At 61.3% G+C, this 14,319-nt stretch carries 17 protein-coding genes and 1 tRNA gene; 3 read left to right on the forward strand and 15 right to left on the reverse strand.

Annotation, left to right across the window (positions count from 1 at the left end; genetic code table 11):
- Positions 1–210 precede the first annotated feature (210 nt).
- The 11 genes from CRO39_RS00975 to rnd all read right to left on the reverse strand — a co-directional run bounded on the left by CRO39_RS00975 (position 211) and on the right by rnd (position 8,191).
- Positions 211–690, reverse strand: a complete 480-nt coding sequence (locus CRO39_RS00975; RefSeq protein WP_162125758.1) for a DUF4019 domain-containing protein — start codon at positions 688–690, stop codon at positions 211–213.
- A 63-nt stretch (positions 691–753) separates the two neighbouring features.
- The gene (locus CRO39_RS20335; protein ID WP_141400667.1) at positions 754–1,539 is read right to left on the reverse strand and encodes a hypothetical protein; all 786 of its coding nucleotides are present in this window, start codon (positions 1,537–1,539) and stop codon (positions 754–756) included.
- A gap of 57 nt (positions 1,540–1,596) precedes the next feature.
- The gene (locus CRO39_RS00980; protein WP_097120008.1) at positions 1,597–1,941 is read right to left on the reverse strand and encodes a hypothetical protein; all 345 of its coding nucleotides are present in this window, start codon (positions 1,939–1,941) and stop codon (positions 1,597–1,599) included.
- Between the two features lie 52 nt (positions 1,942–1,993).
- A complete protein-coding gene (locus tag CRO39_RS21360) occupies positions 1,994–2,359 on the reverse strand; it encodes a DUF6404 family protein (RefSeq protein ID WP_425479636.1) in 366 nt (121 codons plus the stop codon).
- 1,185 nt (positions 2,360–3,544) lie between these two features.
- Positions 3,545–3,838, reverse strand: a complete 294-nt coding sequence (locus CRO39_RS00990) for a HigA family addiction module antitoxin (RefSeq protein WP_097120010.1) — start codon at positions 3,836–3,838, stop codon at positions 3,545–3,547.
- Positions 3,839–3,979: 141 nt separating this feature from the next.
- Positions 3,980–4,480 carry a nuclear transport factor 2 family protein gene (locus CRO39_RS01000; protein WP_097120011.1) on the reverse strand — a complete coding sequence of 167 codons (501 nt, stop codon included), beginning with the start codon at positions 4,478–4,480 and terminating at the stop codon, positions 3,980–3,982.
- A 140-nt stretch (positions 4,481–4,620) separates the two neighbouring features.
- Entirely contained in the window at positions 4,621–4,926 is a 306-nt protein-coding gene (locus CRO39_RS20340) for a hypothetical protein (protein ID WP_141400668.1), read from the reverse strand.
- An 81-nt stretch (positions 4,927–5,007) separates the two neighbouring features.
- The gene (locus CRO39_RS01005) at positions 5,008–5,517 is read right to left on the reverse strand and encodes a YybH family protein (RefSeq protein ID WP_244904247.1); all 510 of its coding nucleotides are present in this window, start codon (positions 5,515–5,517) and stop codon (positions 5,008–5,010) included.
- 457 nt (positions 5,518–5,974) lie between these two features.
- The gene (locus CRO39_RS01015; RefSeq protein ID WP_141400669.1) at positions 5,975–6,241 is read right to left on the reverse strand and encodes a hypothetical protein; all 267 of its coding nucleotides are present in this window, start codon (positions 6,239–6,241) and stop codon (positions 5,975–5,977) included.
- A gap of 741 nt (positions 6,242–6,982) precedes the next feature.
- Positions 6,983–7,058, reverse strand: a tRNA-Ala gene (locus CRO39_RS01020).
- Between the two features lie 17 nt (positions 7,059–7,075).
- On the reverse strand, positions 7,076–8,191 hold the full coding sequence (gene rnd / locus CRO39_RS01025; RefSeq protein WP_097120015.1) for a ribonuclease D: 1,116 nt from the start codon (positions 8,189–8,191) through the stop codon (positions 7,076–7,078).
- A gap of 89 nt (positions 8,192–8,280) precedes the next feature.
- On the opposite strand from rnd, the gene CRO39_RS01030 reads away from it, so the two are divergent.
- Genes CRO39_RS01030 through CRO39_RS01040 form a run of 3 tightly spaced genes read left to right on the forward strand, consistent with a single transcriptional unit; the run spans position 8,281 to position 11,613 of the window.
- Positions 8,281–10,137 (forward strand): formylglycine-generating enzyme family protein, encoded by a 1,857-nt coding sequence (locus CRO39_RS01030; protein WP_097120016.1) that lies wholly within the window; start codon positions 8,281–8,283, stop codon positions 10,135–10,137.
- A gap of 19 nt (positions 10,138–10,156) precedes the next feature.
- Entirely contained in the window at positions 10,157–11,062 is a 906-nt protein-coding gene (locus CRO39_RS01035) for a M48 family metallopeptidase (RefSeq protein WP_097120017.1), read from the forward strand.
- Positions 11,059–11,613, forward strand: coding sequence for an SRPBCC family protein (locus CRO39_RS01040; RefSeq protein ID WP_097120018.1), 555 nt, complete (start codon positions 11,059–11,061; stop codon positions 11,611–11,613). Before CRO39_RS01035 ends, CRO39_RS01040 begins: the two co-directional genes overlap by 4 nt.
- Before the next feature lie 177 nt (positions 11,614–11,790).
- Here CRO39_RS01040 and CRO39_RS20740 read toward each other — a convergent pair whose 3' ends face one another.
- The 4 genes from CRO39_RS20740 to phbB (CRO39_RS01055) form a co-directional block, all read right to left on the reverse strand.
- Positions 11,791–11,961 carry a hypothetical protein gene (locus CRO39_RS20740; protein ID WP_162125757.1) on the reverse strand — a complete coding sequence of 57 codons (171 nt, stop codon included), beginning with the start codon at positions 11,959–11,961 and terminating at the stop codon, positions 11,791–11,793.
- A 53-nt stretch (positions 11,962–12,014) separates the two neighbouring features.
- A complete protein-coding gene (phbB, locus tag CRO39_RS01045) occupies positions 12,015–12,755 on the reverse strand; it encodes an acetoacetyl-CoA reductase (protein ID WP_097120019.1) in 741 nt (246 codons plus the stop codon).
- A gap of 93 nt (positions 12,756–12,848) precedes the next feature.
- A complete protein-coding gene (gene phaR / locus CRO39_RS01050; protein WP_097120020.1) occupies positions 12,849–13,352 on the reverse strand; it encodes a polyhydroxyalkanoate synthesis repressor PhaR in 504 nt (167 codons plus the stop codon).
- Between the two features lie 222 nt (positions 13,353–13,574).
- A complete protein-coding gene (phbB, locus tag CRO39_RS01055; protein ID WP_097120021.1) occupies positions 13,575–14,315 on the reverse strand; it encodes a beta-ketoacyl-ACP reductase in 741 nt (246 codons plus the stop codon).
- Positions 14,316–14,319 lie beyond the last annotated feature (4 nt).

Raw genomic sequence — 14,319 nt, forward strand, 5'->3', positions numbered from 1 at the left:
AAAAAAACCACCGGTTTGACGGAGGTGGGTACCGCTGTTAGAGGAGTTTCTACGCTCCTTGGGACGGAGTCTGCTACTGCGAATGGATGGTGTCAACAGCTGGGCTTTTGCAGGTGTTCTGGGCGTCTGACGGATAGAAGTGGTTGTTCGGCGATATGCGAACGCTTGAGGTAAGCCGTGCCGCGGAGCGGCTTCGGATCGAACGAATTGCTAGGTTTGTTTGCTAACACCGAATGTGACCTTTTTGGACAGCCAGTAGCCAATCAGCTTCCATTCGGTTCCAACGCGCTGGAACACGAACTTCTCCTCCACTGCGTTCGCATTGGTAAAATCTGTACGAACTCCAATTAGGCCGTACTCGCCGGGTGGAGCGCCATCCAACTCTTTGGGGAAGCCAAAACCCTCAATGGTTCGTTTGCCGGCAGCGCCTAGCGGCTTGCGTAGCGTTGCGACGTGACGCGCCCATTCCTGCTGAGACGTCTGCGATTTCAAGACGGGTCCGGCTAATGCCCATGACTCAGCAAATCTGCCCTCGTCGAATAGTGCCGCAATTGTCCTGGCAGCAGCGCGAACTTCCTCTTGCTGGACAGCGGTGCCGGTGTTCACCTGTTCGTCCTCCGCGCTGCCGCCCACTTGAACTGTGCAGGCGGAAAGTAGGGCAACGAGGACTAGAGGAAATCTGGAGATCATGTTCAACGTGCCTGTCATCTGAGCTAGACCGTGCCACGAAACCGGTTCGGTTTGAACGAACTGTTACCCATCCGCCGGCTTACGCTCAACGAGCTTGATGTTGTTGCCTTCAACCAGCCAAAGCGTTCCATTGGGTGGAGTCGAAACGTAGAGAGGTTTTTGGGCCCAGATGCTCCAAAAAACATGAGCCTCCGTAGGGATCGGATCAAGTAGATGGGTAACCACGAGGGCGGCTGCCCGCGGATCGGTCTGCAAAGAAATGCAAGTACGGGTGAATGCTCGCTGCGATACGATATTTGAACCACTAATTTCCATGCGGTACGTGCCGCCAATCGGAACAATATTGTTCTTGGTTGTTCCAGGTATTAAGTAAACAAGCCAATTGCCGTCAACGGGGGACGGAAGAACCACCGAATTGTAGCTGCTGGAGCAAGGTTCGAAATTCGACGCCAAAGCTGCCTGACGAGCAGCGGCCGCACCTGCCTCATAGGCGGTAAGGGGCGTTGGTGACTCTAGCGAGGCTAAGGACCCAGCAACCCCATTTGCAACGGTAATTCGATATAGCGCGGCGGGAGTTTTATCAATGAAAGTTACGACGACACTTCCCTGCTGTTCCTCGGTGATCCAACCGTTGATGCGTTTGTCTTTCTTGAAGCTTCGGACCTTAAAGGCAGCATCGGTAGCGACGGCAGCGGCTTGATCATGGCGATAGATAGTCAAGCCGGTAGTTTCGGCAGAGAGAAGCGCCGGCACTTCTTGTTCTGATGGTAGCTCTTCAGGCAAGGAATCATCAGCGAAAGCGGCGAGGGAGCTGGCGATGAGAGTAATGGCGAGAATGAGACGAGTCATATGGGGTCTCGGAAAGGGCGGCGCCTGAGCTAAGGACGACGGGCTGGACTGAACGAACTATTGGGCGCCATGCTGGGACGTGCGGGTAGCAATTGCAAAATGTGTTCGGACGGCGGACAAATCTGCGAAGTACGGATTGGCTTCCAGATGGTTGATCTCCGTGATGACCTCTGCAAGTAAAGGTCTGTGTGGGGCGGGGACCAACTGATAGGTCCCGCTACCGACGGTGAATTTGTCGCGATAATTTGAGGTGAGGAATTCAGGCGCCAGGGCTGTACCCGCCTCATCCCAGAACAGCCAACCGCCGTCCTCAACGTCGATGCCTTCGCAGTAGGCGTTGGCCGCCGCGGCGGAGGAAAATACAAACAGGGTTCTCTCATCGGTAGCGACGGCAAATATCATGGTGTGTCCAGCGATTGAATTGAACCGATCCGCGAAGCGGCTTGAGTGAGTATCAGGTCTCTGTCTCAGTTGAAATGGAAGACCAGCGAGGCAGATTGTGCTTCTCCGCTGCATACGAAAAATACAAAGCAGTGAAGAAAGAAGCACAGAAGCCTGAAACTACGGCCGTTTCAAGGATGCTTGTCACCACGTCTCCGTACCGAATCCATCGACAGAGCCAAGAAGCCCCTGCAGATGCCGCAACGGTGAGCGGCGCAGTGAATAAGAAGTTCCAAAAGAATCCCGCGAAGTGCGGAGGCGCGACGGCAATGCCGTGGCGCCACATCAGTTTGTGGAGCGGTGGGGCATAGTGACGGGAGCTCAATCCAGAACTAGCCAGGATTTCAAGAGCAACTTCAACGCGCGGCGGGTAGCACATGGGGGCTTGGCGACTGAGTTAATTGGGCGGCGATCAGCTTCGGCTTGAATGAACCGTTGGCCCGCGGGGTTACCGTGGGTGGCTCTCTGCATACGGATGATCTCCAGCACGCCCAAGCCAAGGCGTGAGCGAGGCGAGAGAAATCTCTGTTGCTTTGAAGGAAATCTCCAAATACTGTTGATTGCACCACTGTGGATTTCGACTCCCCGCTTGAATCAAGTCCCCGCTAATGGACACATCAAAGGCGTCACCGTTAGGAGAAACTTGGATGGATCCACTTGTCATGACGCCTGAGCATGCCGACTGTGGCCAAGCAGAGCCACCTTTTGTGTGAACTACGACAACGGAGTCACTGATAGGCGTCGTGCCCGTTACGGGTAGTGGCTGATCGAACCAAATCGTTACCTTCTCGAACGCTTCGTCGTCTACCGTCAGCAGCCGGCCAGGCGAATAGAAGCGGTAAGCGAAAATCGTACCTGTCCCTGCAGCTAGTCTGTGAGCGAACAGACCCATGGAAGTACGATTAGGTGCAGCATCCTTCTCCGGTAGGGCATCGAGCTTGCTGAGGTACGCTGGAACCGCAAAGACGGCGTTCTGAATGAAAAATCCATCGACCCTTTTCCTTTGCACTGGCGAGGACGCGCAGGAGGACAAGAGTGCCAGTACGGCGAATGAGAGGGGTATGGATCTTGTCATGCAACGGCTGACGCCCAAACCGAGCCGCCCCGCAGCAGGACAGCAACCAAGTGCGAATATAGCCGAAGGTTTGCACTTTGGGGCCGCCCTGATGCGGATCGGCCTGAATTGTTAGACCCTGAGCCCGAACCAAGTAGCCAAGCTCGCCACGGTCAGAAGCTGAGCGCCAAGAATAAGAGTAAGCAGATTGTGCCGGAACGCCAAGGCAGATAGTGCCGATCCCGGTATGGAAGCGACCAACACCCCGGCCGCCACAACAAGCAGCCGTTCGGGTTCTTTGAGCGTATGAAGTTGCATGGACAGCGAGCAGGCGAATACAAGAACAGCTGCCGAGCACAGCGCGATCGCAAAGCGTTTCCAGTAAGGCTGTGTTAGAACTTTCTACATGCTGATCCTTGAGGCCTCAACGCTGGAGTTAAGTCGGCTCGCCCTGGCCAACTGCCAGATCAAAGCCGTAACGATGCAGGCGAGAGCTCCTTTACGGAACTGTCAGGCCGCGGCCAGCTTGAGCTTGACAACCCTTTGCAGGTTGACGCTCTGGCGTGCCAACCAAAGATCATGCATGTCCTGCATGGCAAGCCAGCTCTCGGGGCTACGGCCAAGGGCCTTGGACAAGCGGAGCGCCATCTCAGGCGTGACCCGGCTGGTTCCCTTGAGAATACGGCTAAGCGTAGAAGCAGCTACGTCCAGCTTGTCCGCAAGCTCGCGGCCGCTGATGCCATTGGACTCAAGGTAGATGTCAGTGATGAACTCACCCGGATGGGGAGGATTGTGCACAGCCATTAGTGATAGTCCTCATAGTCAAGAACAAATGCGTTTCCGTCCCTGAAATCGAACGTGATCCGCCAGTTGCCTGTAAAAGGGGGGGCGAAGGAAATATCCGTTTGAATTCGATATTTTCTCTGGCCTCTTTTCGGACCCTGGCTAGTTGTTGGGCCTGTGGCCGTAGCTAAGAACCCGGGTGATTTGCCAGTTCCCGTTCTGATTGCTCCACACGATTGCGAAATCAGCGACTCCCTCGCACTTGCCACTTGCGAACTGGCAGAAGCGATGAGATCCCTGTGCAATGGCTCCGAAGTCCTTGACTGGGGAAACCTTGAAAGTGCCAGGGACGAGCTCGCGACGGAAGTTGCCGCACACATATTTCTCTGTGTTGGCGAGCATCTCCTGCCGCGACCAAGTGACGCCACCAGTGTCGTGATAGAACTCAACGTCAGGCGCGAAGTAGCCGGCGTGCTTTTGAAGTTGCTCTGGGGAGCTGCAATTATTGAAAGCGTCGAATACAGCGCTGTCGAGCGCCGAGACAGTCTCAAACAAAGGATCGGCGACTTGTCTGGCGGTTGGGGCGCCGCTTGAGGTGGCGGCGGATGCCCCTAGCGCGGTGGTAGCAATCAAGGCGGCAATCAGCGAGATGAGATTTTTCATGTATGTCTCTGAGAAGGGTGTGACAAGATTTAACACCTGAAATAAGCCGATTTGCGCAGGAATTTCGGCATGAATGAAATAGAAAGAGACTTTTCGCTACTCTCGTGAGAGTGTTGCATTTGGAGCGTTAATTTACCCCGTCATTCCTTGAGTAGCCTTGTCGCCACGTCGCGATTGTAGAGCGTGAAGAACGCAAGAACTGCAAGTGGAGGCAACAAAGATGCCAGCCCGTACAGCAATGCGCTACGACCCTGCCTTTGGGCCGCTTGTGACATGAGCCATGCTGCAAATGGAAACGCGGCCAATGCAAACAGCATGGCCCAGGCAGGGCCATAGCCAAGCTCTTTCAATGCGAGAGACAGCGCTGCTGTGCCGAGAATTGCCAGGACAAGCGCAAATCCGGCTCGTCCTAAGTTTGCTTCCGACTTTACCAATAGATTGAACATGAACCTAGACGCCTGAACTGAGCCAGCCGCGAAACGGTTTCGGATTGAATTGTTGGACCGCGCGTTGCCCTGGATGCAACGTCATTGTGTGGGCGGGCTATCGGGTGATGACGGTGTATGCGGCGCGTCCCGATGTGGAGGTGCAGCGTTCTGATTGTCCATGTCCGAGTAGATCAGCCATGGTTCGCCGGGTGCTCGTCGCAGAGTGAGGGTGAACTTCCCTGTATCGCTCGGCTTGTTGCCGTAACCGTAGCCACCGATGATGTAGGCGACGGTGTCTTCGGCAGCAAAAGCGAACGCGCGTAGCCGTAATGGGCCGCCCCCTTGGCCGTCATAGGCTGCCTGGATAGCTGCGCGTCCGCGAATTGGCGGACGGTTGCTTTGCAGCACGAATCCATCCTCGGCAAACAGCAAGGCCAGGGCTGCCGCGTCGCCCGCGCGCCATGCGCGCTCATAATCGCGAATCACCCGCTCCAAGTCAGGCGGTAATGCGACATTGGGAAGCTCTTTGACGGTGCTTGGTTCTGGTGCGTTCTGCCCAAGTAGCGGCCCCGTCACCAGTATCAAGGCAAAGGCGAGAACGGCGGGCATCAAACGACTCATAGGTCTCAATCCCTTCGGAGTGTTAGCGGTCTAACGTTGAAATAAGCCGCGCCGCGAAGCGGCGTCGGCATGAACGAATTGTTAGGCACGTCCCGTCCAGAGACGCACCAGTTTTACAAACCTATGTTGAAGCACCATTGGCAGTAAGCCAAAAAGAGTGACGCAGAAGACGATACAGCCAACAAATACACCAGCCAAGTTGAGAGCGTAAACGAGCCAGCCGTAGAAGCTGTCTGGCCCAGCGACTCGCTCAGAGCGAATGGCGATGCTGCCCAAGACAGGCAGGATGCCAACCACAGCCCCAACGGAGGCGGTGCCTATGATTGTCTGCTTGAACTGGACTTTATCTATCACGGAACGCGCATAGCGCTGAACTAAGCCGATCCGCGAAGCGGCTTCGGCTTGAATGAATTGTTATGACCCGCGCCGCGAACGCAAAACTTGCTCATGCCTCCTCCATTGGAAAGAACAGATACTCCGTGTCTTTCATAAGGTTTGACTCGGGAAGCTGGTGAACGACGTTGACTGTTACGGTGGGCTCTACGAAGGATGATTGGGAAAACTGAGGGTCGGCCTTAACAGCTGCGACAGCTTGTGCCGCTGCGACCTCCTCACTAGAAGCCTCGACCCTCTTGGTGATGAAGAAGCCTTGTAGCTTGGGCCGCCCAGCGACGGGGAAATTCTCTCCCATCAAGAGTACGGCAACGTTCAATTCGCTTCTCCTGATGATGCGGTGATGCTACTGCCGGGCCTAACGCCTGAATTAAGCCGTGCCGCGAAGCGGCATCGGCTTGAATGAATTGTTAGCCATCACTATGGCTGGTTGGCGTGTGCCTGAGAAAATTCACGCACATCCGCACAAAGCTAATAGAGAACAAAGTGGCAAAGAGTGCGTACACGATTACCGCCACTAAAAGCGCTGCTGGACCGAAAGTCATCTCTAAACTGCCCCCCATGGACTGCTCGAAAATCCACCAAATTGGGAGCAGGAGAATACTGGCGAGAACTCCATACCGCCCAGGGAGGCGTGTCTTGGCGGCTACAAGCGAGGCGGCTACTACAACACAGAGAAAGGCCAGAACAGCAACGGCGAAACTAATCGTACTAAAGGTACTGAGCGCATCAAGCTCATCTGGCGTTGGCGGCCTTACATCAACGACTTGCGGGGAAGTGGGCATGATGGCTAACAGCTATTGGATCGCAATAATGCGACATAAACCCGATTCTGAAGAGCGCCGAGGGTGGCGTCAAACGATGGAACGGTTTGGATATCAATCGCTTGCGAAAGGGATGGACTGCGCTGGGGTGCCGGGATATCCGGTGTTATCTGACCGGGTTGTCGTCGTGAGACTTATGACAGACTCCTGGTGCCGCAATAGCGGGCGTTCCGGGCCACAGCAATCCGCGGCAAAAAACAAAAAGGCCGGACTCGCGTCCGGCCTTTCTGGTGTTTTGGTGGAGAGGATGGGGATCGAACCCACGACCTCGTCATTGCGAACGACGCGCTCTCCCAGCTGAGCTACCCCCCCACGGGGCGAGGCGAAGTTTAACGCTCCGGGGCTGCGGCTGCCAAGTCTGGGACTGGCTGGTTCAGCAACGGGCTCAGCAGCGGTTCCAGCTCGGTGCGCCGCCAGCCGCCCAGCGCGGCCGGCCATTGGCCGGTGTCCAGCAGCGCTTCCAGGTAGCGGCGCGAGGCCAGTACGCCGTCGGGCAGGCCCAGCTCGGCGCTGCGCTGCGATACCGCGTCCTGCAGCCGTTTCAGCGCCGCCTTGTCGCTGTCGCGTGCGGCGCGGGCCAGTGGCGCCTGGGCTTCGTCGTCCAGCGGGGTGGTCAGCGCAGCCCAGATGGCATCGCCCAGCTTGCGCGGCGCCTTGGGGTGGCTGTCCAGCTGCGATTGCAGCGCGGCGCGGTCGCTGGGCGGGTTGCGGGCCAGCATTACCGCCAGTTCGTTGTCCAGAATCCAGCTGCGCGGCTTGTCGCTGGCACGCGCCTGCGTATCGCGCCAGCGCAGCAGGCGCACCAGCCGGCGTTGCGCATCCGGTTCCAGGAACTGCGCGCTGCGCATGGACAGGTGCGGCCAGCGTTCGGCTTCGTCCAGGGCGGCCTGCTCGGTGAAACGCTGGCAATCCTGAACCAGCCAGGCCTCGCGGCCGGCCGCGCGCAGTTTTTCCTGCAACGCATCGTGCAGCGCGAACAGGTATTCGACGTCGTCGGCGGCATATTCCAGTTGCGCGGAACTGAGCGGGCGGCGCAGCCAGTCCGAGCGGGTTTCGCCCTTCGGCAGGGCCACGCCGGTGATCTGCTCCACCAGCTTCTGGTAGCCGATGCCGCCGGCCACGCCGGCCAGGGCGGCGGCGATCTGGGTGTCGAACAGCGGCGTGGGCACGGTGTTGCAGGTGAACTTGAAAGCCACCAGGTCTTCGCTGGCGCTATGCATGATCTTGAGCACCGAGGTGTCGGCCAGGATGGCCTTCAACGCATTGGTCATTCCGGGCGCCAGCGGGTCGATCAGCAGGATCTGGTCGCCGATCGCCATCTGTACCAGCGCCAGTTGCGGCCAGTAGGTCCGTTCGCGGACGAACTCGGTATCCAGGCCGATGCGGGTGGGCTGTTGCTGCAGATGCAGTCGCAGGGCGTCGGGGGTATCGATCCAATGGGGCACGCAATCTCCGCTGAATGCAGGGTTTGATCAGGCAGGCGACAATAGCCTAACGTCGCACGGCCGGATACCTTCGCGCCGGATGGAGGAGCATGCGAGCCGCCCGAATCCTGTTGTTGCTGCTGTGCCCGCTGGTGGCCGCGGGCGGCTGTTCGCGGGATCCGGACGCCTCCGGAAAAGGCGCGGCGGCGGCGGATGCGGCCCCGCGCATGCCCACGGTCACTGTGACCGGCGACGACAGCGGCACCGCGGCCTTGAACTGGCAGTCGCCGGTGGTGGTGATGGCGGAGGGCGAAGAAGGCCTGGCCGCCGCCCGCCGCGCCGCCGCCAGCGCGCTGCAGGAAGGGCGGCTGTACGCCGACGGCGAATCGGCGATTCCGCTGTACCTGGCCATTCTGGCCCGCCAGCCGGACGATGCCCGCGCCACGCAGGGACTGGAGAAGGCGCTGGACCAGTTGCTGAAACAGGGCAACGAGGCGTTGCAGAGCGCCGATGACGACGATGCGGCGTTGCAGCGGGCCAGCACCATCGCCGCGGTGGCGCGCACGCTGAAAGCGGACGACGAGGCGGTAGTGGCCTATCTGGGCCGGGTCGATGAAGCCGACCAGTGGGCGCGGCTGAATGCGGCCAGCGAACGCGAACTGCGCGAGGGAAGGCTGGGCGAGCAGGGCGGCGGCGCGCTGGCCGGTTTTCGCGAAGTGCTGAAATGGAAACCGGGCCAGCCGCGGGCGCTGCAGGGCGTGGCGGCGGTGGAAAGCGCGCTGATCCGGCGCGCCGAGGACGCCGCGCAGGCCAGCGATTTCGAGGCCGCAGAAGCCTGGCTGACGCATGCGGCCACGGTGCGCGAGGCCTCGCCGACCATCGACGACGCGCGCGAGCGCATCGCGGCGGTGCGACTGGCCCGCATCATCGAACTGCGCGACGGCGGCCTGCGCGATATCGCCAACCCGCTGGGGCTGAAGGCGGCGCGGGAAAAACTGGCCGAAGTGCTGCGTATCGCCGAGCCGGGCGACCATGTGGCCGCCGATTTCCGCGAACGTATCGACCTGGCGACCTACTACGGCCTGTTCCGCCCGGGCCAGGCCTTCACCGACAACCTGCGCAACGGCGGCCGCGGCCCCGAACTGGTGGTGGTGCCGCATGGCGGCTACCGGATGGGCGCAGAAGAAGACGAACTGGGCGCCAGCGAGGCCGAGCGGCCGGCCCATTACGTCCGCTTCAACCGTGGTTTTGCGATGTCGCGGCACGCGATAACGGTGGGGCAGTTCCGCCGCTTCGTCGAGGCCACCGGCTACCGGCCGCGCGCCACCCGCCGCGGCCATTCCATCGTCTACGACGAGCGCAGCGGCAATTTCGCCCGCCGCAGCGGGGTGGACTGGCAGTCCGACTACAGCGGCGCCAAGGCCGCCGACGACATGCCGGTGCTGCATGTCAGCGTCTACGACGCCGAGGCCTATGCCGACTGGCTGGCCCAGCAGACCGGCCACAGCTACCGCCTGCCCAGCGAAGCGGAGTTCGAGTACGTGCTGCGCGCCGGCACCCAGGGCCGCTACCCGTGGGGCGGTTCCGGCGTGCCGCCGGCCGATATCGGCAACCTGACCGGCGGCAATGACGTTTCCCCCAGCGGCCGGCGCTGGAACAACGCCTTTGTCGGCTACGGCGATGGCTACTGGGGGCCGGCGCCGGTCGGAAGGTTCCGCGCCAACGCCTGGGGCCTGCACGACATCAGCGGCAATACCAGCGAATGGGTCGCCGACTGCTGGCATGCCAGCTACCGGCGCGCGCCGGCCGATGGCGCGGCCTGGTTCAATCCCGGCTGCCGTTCGCGGGTGGTACGCGGCGGTTCCTGGGCCAGCGCGCCGGTGCAGGCGCGGGCGGCATGGCGTTCGTCGTCGGATTCGGATATGACTAATGCGCGGGTGGGTTTCCGCGTGGTGCGGGGCATCTGAGCAGGGCAAGGAGAGGGCGATGAGGAACGATCCGTTCGGCCGCGGGCGCCAGGACCCGCGCGGCGCGCAAAGGCGCGGCCTGTTCGGCAATGTGCGCTGGTGGGTGCTGCTGGCATTCGCCGGCTATGCGGCTTTCTATTGGTTCTCCAACCGGGTGGTGGATCCCTACACCGGCGAGAAGGTGCTGATCGACGGTTCGATCGGCATCGAGGAAGAAAAGGCGCTGGGCCTGCAGGCCTACCAGGAAATCCTGTCGCAGGAGCGCCCGCTCGATCCCAACTCGCAGGTGGCCCGGCAGGTGCGGGAAATCGCCCGCCGGCTGATCGACAAGGTCGGCGTGGTCGAAGCGGCCATCGCCGCCGAGCACGGCCAGCAGCCCAATGGCGCCTGGAAGACCTTCGACTGGGACGTCAACGTCATCCAGTCCGACCAGGCCAACGCGTTCTGCCTGCCGGGCGGCAAGATGGCCGTCTACACCGGTCTGCTGCCGGTGGCGCAGAACGCCGACGCGGTGGCGGTGGTGATGGGCCATGAAATCGCCCACGCTTTGCTGCGCCACGGCGCGCAGCGCATGTCGCAGCAAAAGCTGACCCAGATCGGGCAGATGGCCGGTGCGATGAGCGGCATGGACCCGCAGCAACAGCAGATGGTGATGGCGGCGATGGGTTACGGCTACCTGCTGCCGTACGCGCGTTCGCACGAAACCCAGGCCGATGAGGTCGGGCTGATGCTGGCCGCTGCGGCCTGCTTCAATCCGCAGGAAGCGGTGCCGCTGTGGCAGCGCATGGGCGAAGCCAGCGGCGGGCAGGCGCCGCCGGAATTTTCCTCCACCCACCCCAATCCCGGTACCCGCATCCAGAACCTGACCGCGCTGATGCCCAAGGCGATGGCATACCGGCAGAAGTTCTGCGAGTCGGCGCAATGAAAGCTTTTGCCGGATTGCCGCTTGCGCTGGCCGCGCTGGCGTTTGCGTTGGCGCTGGCCAGTCCCGCCGCGCACGCCGAGGTCAGGGACACGGCGCCGAATGGATTCACGCTAGAGAATTCGCAGTGGGTGCCGGCGCCGCCAGATGTCGCGTGGCGGGCCTTCGTCGATGACGTCGGCCAATGGTGGCCGGCCGATCACACCTGGTGGGGCGATGCGTCCAGGCTGTCCATTTCGGAGAAGGCCGGCGGCTGTTTCTGCGAAACCGATGGCCCGCGCCAGGCCTGGCACATGAGCGTCAGCTTCGTCGATCCAGGCAAGCTGATGCGGATGACCGGCGGCCTGGGCCCGTTGCAGGGGATGGGCATCGGCGGCGCGCTGGAATGGCGCTTTGTGCCGGAGAACGAGGGCACCCGCATCACCCTGTGGTACCGCGCCGGCGGCTACACCCCGGACGACCTGAGCCAGTTCGCACCGGTCGTCGACCGCGTGCAGAGTCTGCAGTTGGGCGGACTGGCCGAGCATCTGCGCAACCAGGTACCGTCGCCGTAACCCTTCCTGTAGGAGCGACGGTTTTCAACAGCCGAATGGCTGGTCAAGTCGCGATGAGGCTCTACCGGTGAAGCCTCATCGCGACTTATGTCGCTCCTGCAAGTAGGCGACATGGCGCATTGTGGGGGTCGCGCCGGCATGCCGGCACCGGTGAGTCGCTCCTACAACCCGCGGGGATTACAGCCGGGCAAACAGCGTGCTCAGCACCAGCAATCCGAAGCCGGCGACCACCAGCCAGAACGCATGCGGCGCCAGCACTGGCAGGTAGCCCAGCCGTGCGGCGATGCCGCCTGCGCCCAGCAGCAGCGCGATCAGCCAGACGCCGAAAGTGGGAGGGGTGAGTCTCATCGGAAAGCTCCTGTCGGATCAGTGGCGAGTGGGAACGATGCGGCGGGCAGGGCTCAGAAGCCCATCAGCAGACCGCCGTTGACGGGAATATTGGCGCCGGTGATGTAGCCGGCCGAGTCTTCGGCAAGGAAGGCCACCGTGCGTGCGATATCGGCCGGTTGGCCGATGCGGCCGACCGGCACCGAGGCGACGATGCGCTCGCGCACCGCATCGGGCATGGCGCGGGTCATCGGGGTTTCCACATAGCCGGGCGAAATGCTGTTGACGGTGATGCCCTTGCTGGCGACTTCGCGCGCCAGCGACATCGTGAAGCCATGCAGGCCGGCCTTGGCGGCTGCGTAGTTGCTCTGGCCGAAGTTGCCGGTCTGCCCGCTGATGGAACTGATATTGATAACCCGCCCGAAGCCGCGCGACTGCATGCCTTCGATGGCGTGCCGGCACAGGTTGAAGGCGCTGTCCAGGTTGACCCGCAGCACCGCGTCCCACTGCGCGAGTTCCATCTTGCGCAGCGTGGCATCGCGGGTGATGCCGGCGTTGTTGACCAGGATGTCCAGCGCGCCGAACCGCTGCTGGACAGTGCCCACCAGCGCAGCGCAGGCGTCGAAGTCGCTGACATCGGTGGCTTCCAGATGGATGTCCAGGCCGGCGATGGCCTGTTCGAACCCGGCTTGGCGCTCGGGCGTTGCCGGCAGATCGACGGCCACCACCTTGCAACCGGCCGTGGCCAGCGTGCGGCAGATTTCCAGGCCAAGCCCGCCGATGCCGCCGGTGACCAGCGCGATACGTTGATGCATTGTGACTCCCCAGACTCCAGACAGCGCCGGCCGGTGCCGGGCATTAAAAAGCCCGCACGCTGCCGTGCGGGCCGTGCATTGCGATAGCGGGCTTCAGCGTACGCGCGATTTGGGCGGGGCTTCCCGCGGCGCATCCTTCTTGACCGTGGTCGGGCGACCCATGCCGCCGCTGAGGTTGCGCTGGAATTCCTGCCACAGCTCCAGGTTGCGCTCGGTCAGCTGGTTCATCATGGTCCAGGGCGTCTGCCCCAGCAGGTTGCCCATCTGGCTGCGGAACTGCTGCTGCTGTTCCATGAACAACTGCATGCTGCGCTCCAGGTAGCTGCCCATGAAGCCCTGCAGCGAGTCGCCGTAGAAACGGATGATCTGGCTCAGCAACTGGGTCGACAGCACCGGCTCGCCGTCCTGTTCCTGCTCGCTGATGATCTGCAGCAGCACGGTACGGGTCAGATCATCGCCGCTCTTGGCGTCGCGGACTTCGAAATCCTCGCCGTCGACAATCAACTGGCGAACGTCCTCGATGGTGATGTAGCTGGAAATCTCGGTGTCGTAGAGACGGCGGTTGGGATACTTCTTGATGATGCGGATCGCAGCCATTGAGCAACCACTCAGAATACGTATGCTGCGCAGCATGACGCAGCGCAGCAGCCCTTGCAACAGGCCGGAGGTCAGGGGCCCCTGTTCAGCAAGTAAATTGCTGCGCAGCATTGAAGCCGGGAATGGGGAAGAGGAAACGACGCTTAGCCTCACTCCTCACTCCTCACTCCTCACTCCTCACTCCTCGTTCCTCTCTCCTCGTTCCTCTCTCCTCGCTCGCCCTCACCACCCCATATGGTGGCCGCCGTTGATGTCCAGGTTGGAGCCGGTGATCCAGGCGGCCTGTTCGTCGACCAGGAACGCCACTGCGTAGGCGATCTCTTCCGGCTTGCCCAGGCGGCCGGTCGGGATGTCGGCGGCGATCTTGGCGCGTACTTCCTCGGGCACGGCCATCACCATGTCGGTGGCCACGTAACCGGGCGACACGGTATTGACGGTGATGCCGAGCTTGGCATTCTCGCGCGCCAGCGAAATCGTGAAGCCGTGCATACCGGCCTTGGCCGCGGCGTAGTTGGCCTGGCCGTACTGGCCCTTGAGGCCGTTGATCGAACTGATCTGGATGATCCGGCCCCACTTGCGTTCGCGCATGCCCTCGATCACCGGACGGGTCATGTTGAACACCGAATTGAGGTTGGTGTCGATGACATCGCCCCATTGCTGGGCGCTCATCTTGTGGAAGGTGCTATCGCGGGTGATGCCGGCGTTGTTGATCAGGATTTCGACGGGCCCGAGTTCGGCTTCCACCTGCCGCACCATCGCCTCGGCTTCGGCGGGATTGCAGACATCGCCCTTGAACAATGCAATGTCGTAGCCGTCGGCCTTCATCTGCTGCTGCCAGGCCTTGGCTTTTTCCTCGTTGCGGTAGTTGGTGGCTACCCGATGGCCGTTGCCGGCCAGTTTCTTGCAGATGGCGGTACCGATACCTCCGGTGCCGCCTGTCACCAGAGCGACGCGTGATGTCATGGGG

The organism is Pseudoxanthomonas wuyuanensis (genome assembly GCF_900215535.1).
Taxonomy (GTDB): domain Bacteria; phylum Pseudomonadota; class Gammaproteobacteria; order Xanthomonadales; family Xanthomonadaceae; genus Pseudoxanthomonas_A; species Pseudoxanthomonas_A wuyuanensis.

Bases quoted from the DNA above. Each gene is read 5' to 3' on its own strand.
- CRO39_RS00990 (WP_097120010.1), bottom strand. From the start codon at position 3,838: ATGGCTGTGCACAATCCTCCCCATCCGGGTGAGTTCATCACTGACATC.
- CRO39_RS00975 (WP_162125758.1), bottom strand. From the start codon at position 690: ATGATCTCCAGATTTCCTCTAGTCCTCGTTGCCCTACTTTCCGCCTGC.
- CRO39_RS20335 (WP_141400667.1), bottom strand. From the start codon at position 1,539: ATGACTCGTCTCATTCTCGCCATTACTCTCATCGCCAGCTCCCTCGCC.
- CRO39_RS01040 (WP_097120018.1), top strand. From the start codon at position 11,059: ATGAAAGCTTTTGCCGGATTGCCGCTTGCGCTGGCCGCGCTGGCGTTT.
- CRO39_RS01000 (WP_097120011.1), bottom strand. From the start codon at position 4,480: ATGAAAAATCTCATCTCGCTGATTGCCGCCTTGATTGCTACCACCGCG.
- phbB (WP_097120019.1), bottom strand. From the start codon at position 12,755: ATGCATCAACGTATCGCGCTGGTCACCGGCGGCATCGGCGGGCTTGGC.
- CRO39_RS20340 (WP_141400668.1), bottom strand. From the start codon at position 4,926: ATGTTCAATCTATTGGTAAAGTCGGAAGCAAACTTAGGACGAGCCGGA.
- phaR (WP_097120020.1), bottom strand. From the start codon at position 13,352: ATGGCTGCGATCCGCATCATCAAGAAGTATCCCAACCGCCGTCTCTAC.
- CRO39_RS01030 (WP_097120016.1), top strand. From the start codon at position 8,281: ATGCGAGCCGCCCGAATCCTGTTGTTGCTGCTGTGCCCGCTGGTGGCC.
- CRO39_RS20740 (WP_162125757.1), bottom strand. From the start codon at position 11,961: ATGAGACTCACCCCTCCCACTTTCGGCGTCTGGCTGATCGCGCTGCTG.
- CRO39_RS00980 (WP_097120008.1), bottom strand. From the start codon at position 1,941: ATGATATTTGCCGTCGCTACCGATGAGAGAACCCTGTTTGTATTTTCC.
- CRO39_RS01005 (WP_244904247.1), bottom strand. From the start codon at position 5,517: ATGCCCGCCGTTCTCGCCTTTGCCTTGATACTGGTGACGGGGCCGCTA.
- phbB (WP_097120021.1), bottom strand. From the start codon at position 14,315: ATGACATCACGCGTCGCTCTGGTGACAGGCGGCACCGGAGGTATCGGT.
- CRO39_RS21360 (WP_425479636.1), bottom strand. From the start codon at position 2,359: ATGTGCTACCCGCCGCGCGTTGAAGTTGCTCTTGAAATCCTGGCTAGT.
- CRO39_RS01035 (WP_097120017.1), top strand. From the start codon at position 10,157: ATGAGGAACGATCCGTTCGGCCGCGGGCGCCAGGACCCGCGCGGCGCG.